We start from the raw sequence: 8,743 nt of genomic DNA on the forward strand, positions 1-8,743 counted from the left end.
GGGAACGATCAGCCGTTCGTGTCAGCGTTAGCGGCCGAGGTAAACCTCGATCACCCGCTCGTTTTCCTGCACCTGTTCCAGCGACCCTTCGGCCAGTACGCTGCCCTGATGCAATACGGTGACGTGATCAGCGATGGAGCCGACAAACCCCATGTCATGTTCCACCACCATCAACGAGTGCTTGCCGGCCAGGCGCTTGAACAGCTCGGCGGTGAATTCGGTTTCGGCATCGGTCATGCCTGCTACCGGTTCATCCAGCAGCAACAGTTGCGGGTCTTGCATCAGCAACATGCCGATTTCCAGAAACTGCTTCTGGCCGTGGGACAGCAAGCCGGCGGGGCGATGCACGGAGGCGGTGAGGCGGATGGTGTCGAGCACTTCCTCGATGCGGTGCTTCTGTTCCCCGTTCAGGCGCGCACGCAGGCTGGCCCACACCGACTTGTCGGTCTTCTGCGCCAGCTCGAGGTTTTCGAACACGCTCAAGGCTTCGAACACCGTGGGCTTCTGGAACTTGCGCCCGATGCCGGCCTGGGCGATCTGCACTTCGCTCATGCGGGTCAGGTCCAGGGTTTCGCCAAACCAGGCCTTGCCGTGCCTGGGCCGGGTCTTGCCGGTGATCACGTCCATCAGCGTGGTCTTGCCCGCGCCGTTGGGCCCGATAATGCAGCGCAACTCGCCCACGCCGATGTACAGGTTCAGGTCGTTGAGGGCCTTGAAACCGTCGAAGCTGACGCTGATATCTTCCAGGGTCAGAATGGTGCCGTGCCGGGTGTTGAGCCCTTTGCCCGCGACCTGGCCGATGCCAATCGCATCGCGGCCGCTGCCTGCGTCGAAAATTGGTTCAAGCATGACGTTCCTCATTTCTTCAGCAGGCCGATAACGCCCTTGGGCAGGTACAGGGTGACGATGATGAACAGCGCGCCCAGGAAGAACAGCCAGTACTCGGGGAAGGCCACGGTAAACCAGCTCTTCATGCCATTGACCACACCAGCGCCGAGCAACGGCCCGATCAACGTGCCACGCCCGCCCAGCGCTACCCACACAGCGGCTTCGATGGAGTTGGTCGGTGACATTTCGCTGGGGTTGATGATGCCCACCTGCGGCACATACAGCGCACCGGCAAGGCCGCACAACACTGCGCTCAACACCCACACGAACAGCTTGAAACCGCGTGGGTCGTAGCCGCAGAACATCAGGCGGTTCTCGGCATCGCGCAGGGCGGTGAGCACTCGGCCGAACTTGCTTTTCGCCAGGCGCCAGCCGATGTAGAGGCTGGCCACCAGCAACAGCACCGTGGCGAAAAACAACACCGCCCGGGTGCCCGGTTCAGTGATGCCAAAACCTAAGATGCTGCGGAAGTTGGTAAAGCCGTTGTTGCCGCCGAACCCGGTCTCGTTGCGAAAGAACAACAGCATCCCCGCGAACGTCAGGGCCTGGGTCATGATCGAGAAATACACGCCCTTGATCCGCGAGCGGAAGGCGAAGAAACCGAACACCAAGGCCAGCACACCGGGGGCCAGTACCACCAGGCACAACGCCCAGAGGAAGTGGTCGGTGCCGGCCCAATACCAGGGCAATTCGGTCCAGGACAAAAAGGTCATGAACGCCGGCAACTCGCTGCCTGCCGCCTGGCGCATCAAGTACATGCCCATGGCGTAGCCGCCCAGGGCGAAGAACAAACCGTGGCCCAGGGACAACATCCCGGCGTAACCCCACACCAGGTCCAGCGCCAGGGCGACGATGGCGTAACAGAGAATCTTGCCCACCAGGGTCAAGGTGTAGGCCGACACATGCAGCGGGTTGTCCGCAGACAATAACGAACACAGGGGCAACGCCAGCAGCAGGAGCAGGATGACTGCACCGACTGCAATCGTGACTTTGGGGCCGGCTTTTTGCGTGGCCGTAAGCATTAATGGCTGGTTCATCAGTCGATCACCCGTCCTTTCAGTGCGAAGAGTCCTTGCGGGCGTTTCTGGATAAACAGAATGATCAGCGCGAGGATCAGGATCTTGCCGAGCACGGCGCCGATCTGGGGTTCGAGGATTTTGTTGGCGATCCCTAAGCCAAAGGCGGCCATGACACTGCCGGCCAACTGACCGACGCCGCCGAGCACCACCACCAGGAACGAGTCGATGATGTAGCTCTGGCCCAGGTCCGGGCCGACGTTGCCGATCTGGCTCAGCGCCACGCCGCCCAAACCTGCGATACCGGAGCCGAGGCCAAAGGCGAGCATGTCCACGCGCCCGGTGGGCACGCCGCAGCAGACGGCCATGTTGCGGTTCTGGGTGACGGCGCGCACGTTCAGACCCAGGCGCGTCTTGTTCAGCAGCAGCCAGGTGAGCACCACCACGAACAGCGCGAAGGCAATGATCACGATGCGGTTGTACGGCAGCACCAGGTTGGGCAGTACCTGGATGCCGCCAGACAGCCAGGCCGGGTTCGACACTTCGACGTTCTGCGCGCCGAACACCAGACGCACCAGCTGGATCAGCATCAGGCTGATGCCCCAGGTGGCGAGCAGAGTTTCCAGGGGGCGGCCATACAAGTGACGGATGACTGTGCGTTCCAGCGCCATGCCGATGGCCGCGGTGACAAAAAACGCCACCGGCAACGCGATCAACGGGTAGAACTCGATGGCCTGGGGCACATAGCGCTGCATCATCAACTGCACCACATAAGTGGAGTAGGCGCCGAGCATCAGCATCTCGCCGTGAGCCATGTTGATCACGCCGAGCAGGCCGAAGGTGATCGCCAGGCCCAGGGCCGCCAGCAGCAGGATCGAGCCCAGGGACATGCCGCTGAACGCCTGGCCGAGGATCTCACCCATCATCAGTTTGCGTTTGACCTGGGCCAGGCTGGTCTCAGCGGCGGTGTGTACGGCGGCGTCGGCTTCCACGCCTGGCGCCAGCAGCGCCTCTAGGCGCGTGCGGGCCAGCGGGTCGCCGGTGCTGCCGAGCAAGCGCACGGCCGCCAGGCGCACCACCGGGTCGGGGTCGACCAGTTGCAGGTTGGCCAGGGCCAGGCTGAGGGCGCTGTGCACCTGCTCATCCGTCTCGGCGGCAACCTGCTGGTCGAGGAATTTAAGTTGTGCAGGCACCGCGCTTTTTTGCAGGGTGCGCGCTGCGTCCAGGCGCACCTTGGGGTCGGCGGCGAGCAGTTGCTGGCTGGCTTGCACGTTATTGATCAAACCGCGCAGGCGGTTGTTCAGGCGCACGGTCTTGGTTTCACCGTTGAGCGTGAGTTGGCCTTGCTCAAGGGCATCCACCAACTCGATACGCGTTGGGTCGGGGTGGGCGGCCCAGTCCTGCAGGAGTTTGGCTTGCTGCACCGGGTTGGCGGCAAGGAAGTCTTCGGCGTCGCTGGCGTGTGCGCCAAAGGGCAGCAACAACAGCAGGGCGAGGATGAGGCGGTGGAGGGCAGTGGGCATATAAAAATGTCCTGGTCATGCGGGGACAGTGTGGGAGCAGGCTGTGTGTAAGAGCTGGCTTGCCTGCGATGGCATCGCTGCGGTGTGTCAGGCACACCGAGTTGTTTGCATCGCAGGCAAGCCAGCTCCCACAGTGACCATGTCCCACATTCGAGCTGTGGGGGCGTTAGTTGCTCTTCACGGCATAGTCCGGTTTTTTGTCATTGCCCGGAATGTAAGGGCTCCATGGCTGTGCACGAATCGGCGCTTCGGTCTGCCACACCACCGAGAACTGCCCGTCGGCCTGGATCTCACCGATCATCACCGGCTTGTGCAGGTGGTGGTTGGTCTTGTCCATGGTCAGGGTGAAACCCGACGGCGCAGCGAAGGTCTGGCCGCCCAGGGCTTCACGCACCTTGTCGACGTCGGTGGACTTGGCTTTTTCCGCCGCCTGCGCCCACATATGGATGCCCACATAGGTGGCTTCCATCGGGTCGTTGGTCACGGCTTTGTCGGCGCCCGGCAGGTTGTGTTTCTTGGCGTAGGCTTTCCAATCGGCGACGAACTTCTGGTTCACCGGGTTTTCCACCGACTGGAAGTAGTTCCAGGCCGCGAGGTTGCCCACCAGCGGCTTGGTGTCGATGCCGCGCAGTTCTTCTTCACCCACCGAGAACGCCACCACCGGTACCTCGGTGGCTTTCAAGCCCTGGTTGGCCAGTTCTTTGTAGAACGGCACGTTGGAGTCGCCGTTCACGGTGGAGACCACCGCGGTCTTGCCACCGGCGGAGAACTTCTTGATGTTGGCGACGATGGTCTGGTAATCGGCGTGGCCGAACGGGGTGTAGACCTCCTCGATGTCTTTATCCGCCACGCCTTTGGAATGCAGGAACGAGCGCAGGATCTTGTTGGTGGTGCGCGGGTACACGTAGTCGGTGCCGAGCAGGAAGAAACGCTTGGCGCTGCCGCCTTCTTCGCTCATCAGGTATTCCACCGCCGGGATCGCCTGCTGGTTCGGGGCCGCACCGGTATAGAACACGTTGGGCGACATCTCTTCGCCTTCGTACTGCACCGGGTAGAACAGCAAGCCGTTGAGTTCTTCGAACACCGGCAGTACGGATTTACGCGACACCGAGGTCCAGCAGCCGAACACCACGGCCACCTTGTCCTGGGTCAACAGTTGCCGACCTTTCTCGGCGAACAGCGGCCAGTTGGACGCCGGGTCCACCACCACCGGTTCGAGCATCTTGCCGTTCACCCCGCCCTTGGCGTTGATCTCGTCGATGGTCATCAGCGCCATGTCTTTGAGCGAGGTTTCGGAGATCGCCATGGTCCCGGACAGCGAGTGCAGGATGCCGACCTTGATGGTCTCGGCGGCCTGGACGGTCCAGGTCAAACCCATGGCGGCAATAGATGCCGACAAAGTGAAAGCCTTGATCAAGCTGCGACGCTTCATGGTGCGATCTCCGTGTACCGATAATTGTTGTGGGGCAGATACACAGGGCTTTGCAAAGGCTGTGCCTGCTACGCCAGACACGGTTTACCGGCGGGTTCGGGAGGTAAAGCCGCTCCGTGGCGCACCAGGTTGGCGCCACGGAGGCCGTTGAGTGCACGGCAGGCTTCAAAAGAGGGCGTTGCGCGACAATGCTTCAGGCGGTTGCGCTGATGCGTGACAGCAACAAGCGATCCAGCGCCCACACCAGGACCAACGAAGCCCCTACCAACGGGAAAATGATCGCCAGCCCGAGCATGATCGCCATCGCGGTTTTCCACTTGGGCAGGTCATGGCGCAGCGGCGGCACACCTAGCCCGCCTTGTGGCCGGCGCTTCCACCAGATCACCACGCCGCTGACCGCGCTGAGCAGAATCATCAGGCAGATCACCAGCACGATCAGTTGGTTGACCCAGCCGAACATCTTGCCCTCGTGCAGCATCACGCCGGTTTCGGTGGCGCGTGCGACCAGGTTGTAATGATCCCAACGTACATCGGCCAGGACCTTGCCGGTGTACTGGTCCACGTGCAGGGTGGCGTCGTTGCGCGGGTCGTCGGCGAACACCGCGACGGTGAATACACCAGTGGCGGTGGTGGGGAAGGTAATGCTGTAGCCGGGCTCGACCTTGCGTGCGTTGGCCAGGTCGACCACCTGTTGCAGACGCACCGTGGGTGCGGCCGGGCCTGCGTGCATTGCGCCGTGATTCATATGCTCGGCGTGGTCGCCGGACATTGGCATCGGCGTGTTTTCCAGGGCCCAGGGCACGGTCTGCTGGGTGGCGGTGTTGAGCACACGGGCCTGCTGGTCGGACTGCGGCACGCTGTTCCACATCGCGGCTGGGAAGGTGTTCCACAGGTCGGCGTATTGCTTGCCCCAGAACCCGGTCCAGGTCATGCCGCTGAGCAGCATCACCAGCAGGAACGCCGCGCCCCAGAAGCCGGCGACAGCGTGCAGGTCACGCCAGAACACCCGACCACGGGTATTGAAGCGAGGCCACAGAATGCCTGCAGATGACTTGCCCCGCGGCCACCACAGGTACAGGCCGGACACCACCAGCATCACGCCCCAGCCGGCGGCGAGTTCGATCAGGCGATCGCCGACGGTGCCGATCATCAGTTCGCCGTGCAGGGCGCGGACGATGGCTTGCAGGTTGTTGTTTGCGTCCTGCTCACCGAGGACGGTGCCGCGATAGGGGTCGATGAACACCGTCACTTCGTGGGCATCGTTGCGCATCACGAACTGCGCGCTGCGAGTGGCGTCGGCAGGGGGCAGGTATTTGCTGATCGCGGCGTGGGGGTAGGCGGCTTGGGCGCGCTGCAGTTGCTCGTCGGCGCTCAGCGCGTGTTCGGCGGCGGGCACGGTGAGCAGGTGGCCGTACATCAGCGGGTCGAGCTGGGGTTTGAACAGGTAGATGATGCCGGTGAGGGCCAGCAGCACCATGAAGGGGGCGACGAAGAGGCCGGCGTAAAAGTGCCAGCGCCAGGCCAGGTTGTAGAAGGAAATTTTTTGTGTGGTCATCGGGTGCTCCGCATAAGGCTTTTGATTTTTCTTGGTCTGTTACGCCGTCATCGCAGGCAAGCCAGCTCCCACATGGGGCTGTATTGCACCTGTGGGAGCTGGCTTGCCTGCGATGCTTTTAGAAGCTCATGTCCACCTTGGTCCAGAGCGTACGCCCCGGCTCCTTGATGGCCTGCGGGTCGTTGGCTGGGTAACCGAAGCCTGCGTTACCGGCCAGATTCAGATGCTCGGCATAAGCCTTGCCGAACAGGTTGTCGACCCCGGTACTGACCTTGAAGTGCTTGTTGATGCGGTATGCCGCGTTCAGCGAGAACACGCCGAAGCCGCCGCTCTTGTCGTAGTCTTTGCCGACCACGTTGCCTTTGTTCGGATCGATACGGTGTTGCGCCGCGACCACCCTCCACAACGCACCCGCGCTCCAATCGTCTTCGCTGTAGGTCAGGCCCAGGCGCGTGTCCAGCGGTGGCATTTGTGGCAGGGCCTTGCCGTCGCTGCTGTTCTTGCCCCAGGCATAGGCGAGGCTGGCGTCGGCTTTCCAGTGTTGGCTCAGCTTGTACGCTGCGCCCACTTCGCCGCCCATGATACGTGCGTCCACATTGCGCGCCTGGGAGGTGGTGCCCATCATGCCGGGCCTGTAGTCGAACAGGATGAAGTCGCGCACCTGGCCGACATAGCCCGACACCCAGGCTTCCAGGTCGGCGCTCTTGTACTGGGCACCGAAGTCGAGCTGGGTGGTTTTCTCGGGCTTCACGCCGTCGAAGGCATTCACCGAACCGGCCGCGCCGGTGTTGGGGGAAAACAGCTCCCAGTAATCCGGGAAACGTTCCGCGTGGCCCAGGCCGGCATACAGCGTGGTGGGGCTGTCCGCCAGGTCGTGCTCATAACGCACAAAGCCCGAGGGCAATGTATCGGCGCGGGTGTCGCCGGCGGTCGGGTTCGGGCGCGACATCATTCCCGAGCCGGTGCGTTGACGGAAGTCCTTGGCCGAGGCGCGGTCCAGGCGTGCGCCGGTGATCAGGCGATCGTTGTCGGCGGCGTACCAGGTCAGTTCGCCGAACACACCGTAGTTGTGGAAATTGGCGTCCTTGTTGCGCGGCAAATCCTTATACGTGTCGATGCCCATGCTGCTACGCGCACGGTGTTCATTGGTCTGTGCATCCAGGCCGCTGATCAATTGCACATCCGCCCAGCGCCAGGTCGCCTTGATGCGTGCGCCAAGGGTGCGGCGGTCGACGTTGGACGCCATGGGGCCCGCCATCATGCCGGTGCCCGAAGGGACACGCAGGCTGTAGTTGTCCATCACATGGTCGGCGTAGTTGTAGTAGACCTGGGCCTCGACCTTATCCAGCACCTCGCCGATATTGGATTTCTCGAAACGCAGCCCCAGGCTTTCGCGCAGGAACTGCGAGCCGTCCATGCCGCGACCGGCGTAGCGCGCTTCACCATCGCCACGCCCGGCGGTGAGTTCCAGCAGGGTGTCGGCGTCGGGCGTGAAGCCCACAGCCACGTCACCGTTCCACTTGTCATAACGCGAGGCGACGGTGTCGTTGTTGCCGTCCTTGTAATCGTCGGCGTGGGCCTGGTTGCCGATCACGCGCACATAGCCCAATGGGCCGCCGGCAGCAGCATCGATGACCTTGTCGAAACGCCCGTTGGAACCGGCCAATACGCTGGCGTTGACCCGCGTGCCCAGCTCGCCGAACTGCTCGGGTTCACGGTCGAACAGGATGGTGCCCGCTGACGCGCCCGGGCCCCAGAGCACGGTTTGCGGGCCTTTGATCACGGTGAGCTTGTCGTAGGTTTCCGGCGAAATATACGAAGTTGGCGCATCCATGCGGCCCGGGCACGCGCCGAGCATCATGCCGCCGTTGGTGAGGATATTCAGGCGCGAGCCGAACATGCCGCGCAGCACCGGGTCGCCGTTGGTGCCGCCGTTGCGCACCAGGGCGAAGCCGGGGATGGTCTTGAGGTAGTCGCCGCCATCGCTGGCGGGCACCGGTTGGCGAGGGTCTTTGGGGTTGGTGACCACGGTCAGCGGTGAGCTGGGGGCGATCGCGGTGATGACGGTAGGGCTCAGCTCATGCTCGTCGGCGTGAGCGTGGGCAGCCAATAGTGCGCCGCATAAGGCGGTGAGCAGGGCAGTACTTCCCAAACGGGTGTCAGCAGAAAACCTGGACATGACAAATTCCATCAATCAATCGTAAACAACACGGCCAGCAGCCTGCGGCTGTCTGTCTAAAGTCGGCCGGGGTGAAGTAACGCGGTGAAGGGCTTACGAAACGATGGGCGGCGCGCGGCTGCGGGCTCCGGGGAAGATGCTCTGCCGGGC

General features: G+C 62.8%; 6 protein-coding genes. All 6 read right to left on the reverse strand.

The genetic code is table 11. The features are described 5' to 3' along the window. Nucleotides 1-27: 27 nt before the first annotated feature. The 6 genes from urtD to GIV26_RS17230 all read right to left on the reverse strand — a co-directional run bounded on the left by urtD (nt 28) and on the right by GIV26_RS17230 (nt 8,593). Complete coding sequence (gene urtD / locus GIV26_RS17205) at nt 28-861, reverse strand: urea ABC transporter ATP-binding protein UrtD (RefSeq protein WP_236281631.1); 834 nt, start codon at nt 859-861, stop codon at nt 28-30. After that, nucleotides 858-1,925 (reverse strand): urea ABC transporter permease subunit UrtC, encoded by a 1,068-nt coding sequence (gene urtC, locus GIV26_RS17210; protein ID WP_034126400.1) that lies wholly within the window; start codon nt 1,923-1,925, stop codon nt 858-860. The genes urtD and urtC overlap by 4 nt, the downstream gene beginning before the upstream one ends. Further along, entirely contained in the window at nt 1,925-3,427 is a 1,503-nt protein-coding gene (gene urtB, locus GIV26_RS17215) for an urea ABC transporter permease subunit UrtB (protein WP_236281633.1), read from the reverse strand. Before urtB ends, urtC begins: the two co-directional genes overlap by 1 nt. Nucleotides 3,428-3,593: 166 nt before the next feature. Further along, nucleotides 3,594-4,859, reverse strand: coding sequence for an urea ABC transporter substrate-binding protein (gene urtA / locus GIV26_RS17220; RefSeq protein ID WP_003188149.1), 1,266 nt, complete (start codon nt 4,857-4,859; stop codon nt 3,594-3,596). 193 nt (nt 4,860-5,052) lie between these two features. After that, a complete protein-coding gene (locus GIV26_RS17225; RefSeq protein ID WP_057977768.1) occupies nt 5,053-6,414 on the reverse strand; it encodes a PepSY-associated TM helix domain-containing protein in 1,362 nt (453 codons plus the stop codon). A 118-nt stretch (nt 6,415-6,532) separates the two neighbouring features. Continuing rightward, a complete protein-coding gene (locus GIV26_RS17230; RefSeq protein ID WP_198791518.1) occupies nt 6,533-8,593 on the reverse strand; it encodes a TonB-dependent copper receptor in 2,061 nt (686 codons plus the stop codon). Nucleotides 8,594-8,743: the final 150 nt, after the last annotated feature.

The organism is Pseudomonas sp. PA-1-3F, from assembly GCF_021609665.1.
GTDB classification, from domain to species: domain Bacteria; phylum Pseudomonadota; class Gammaproteobacteria; order Pseudomonadales; family Pseudomonadaceae; genus Aquipseudomonas; species Aquipseudomonas paracarnis.

What these genes read in the sequence shown, in the direction of transcription:
- urtD (WP_236281631.1), bottom strand. Translation starts at nt 861, where the DNA reads ATGAGGAACGTCATGCTTGAACCAATTTTCGACGCAGGCAGCGGCCGC.
- urtC (WP_034126400.1), bottom strand. Translation starts at nt 1,925, where the DNA reads ATGAACCAGCCATTAATGCTTACGGCCACGCAAAAAGCCGGCCCCAAA.
- urtB (WP_236281633.1), bottom strand. Translation starts at nt 3,427, where the DNA reads ATGCCCACTGCCCTCCACCGCCTCATCCTCGCCCTGCTGTTGTTGCTG.
- urtA (WP_003188149.1), bottom strand. Translation starts at nt 4,859, where the DNA reads ATGAAGCGTCGCAGCTTGATCAAGGCTTTCACTTTGTCGGCATCTATT.
- GIV26_RS17225 (WP_057977768.1), bottom strand. Translation starts at nt 6,414, where the DNA reads ATGACCACACAAAAAATTTCCTTCTACAACCTGGCCTGGCGCTGGCAC.
- GIV26_RS17230 (WP_198791518.1), bottom strand. Translation starts at nt 8,593, where the DNA reads ATGTCCAGGTTTTCTGCTGACACCCGTTTGGGAAGTACTGCCCTGCTC.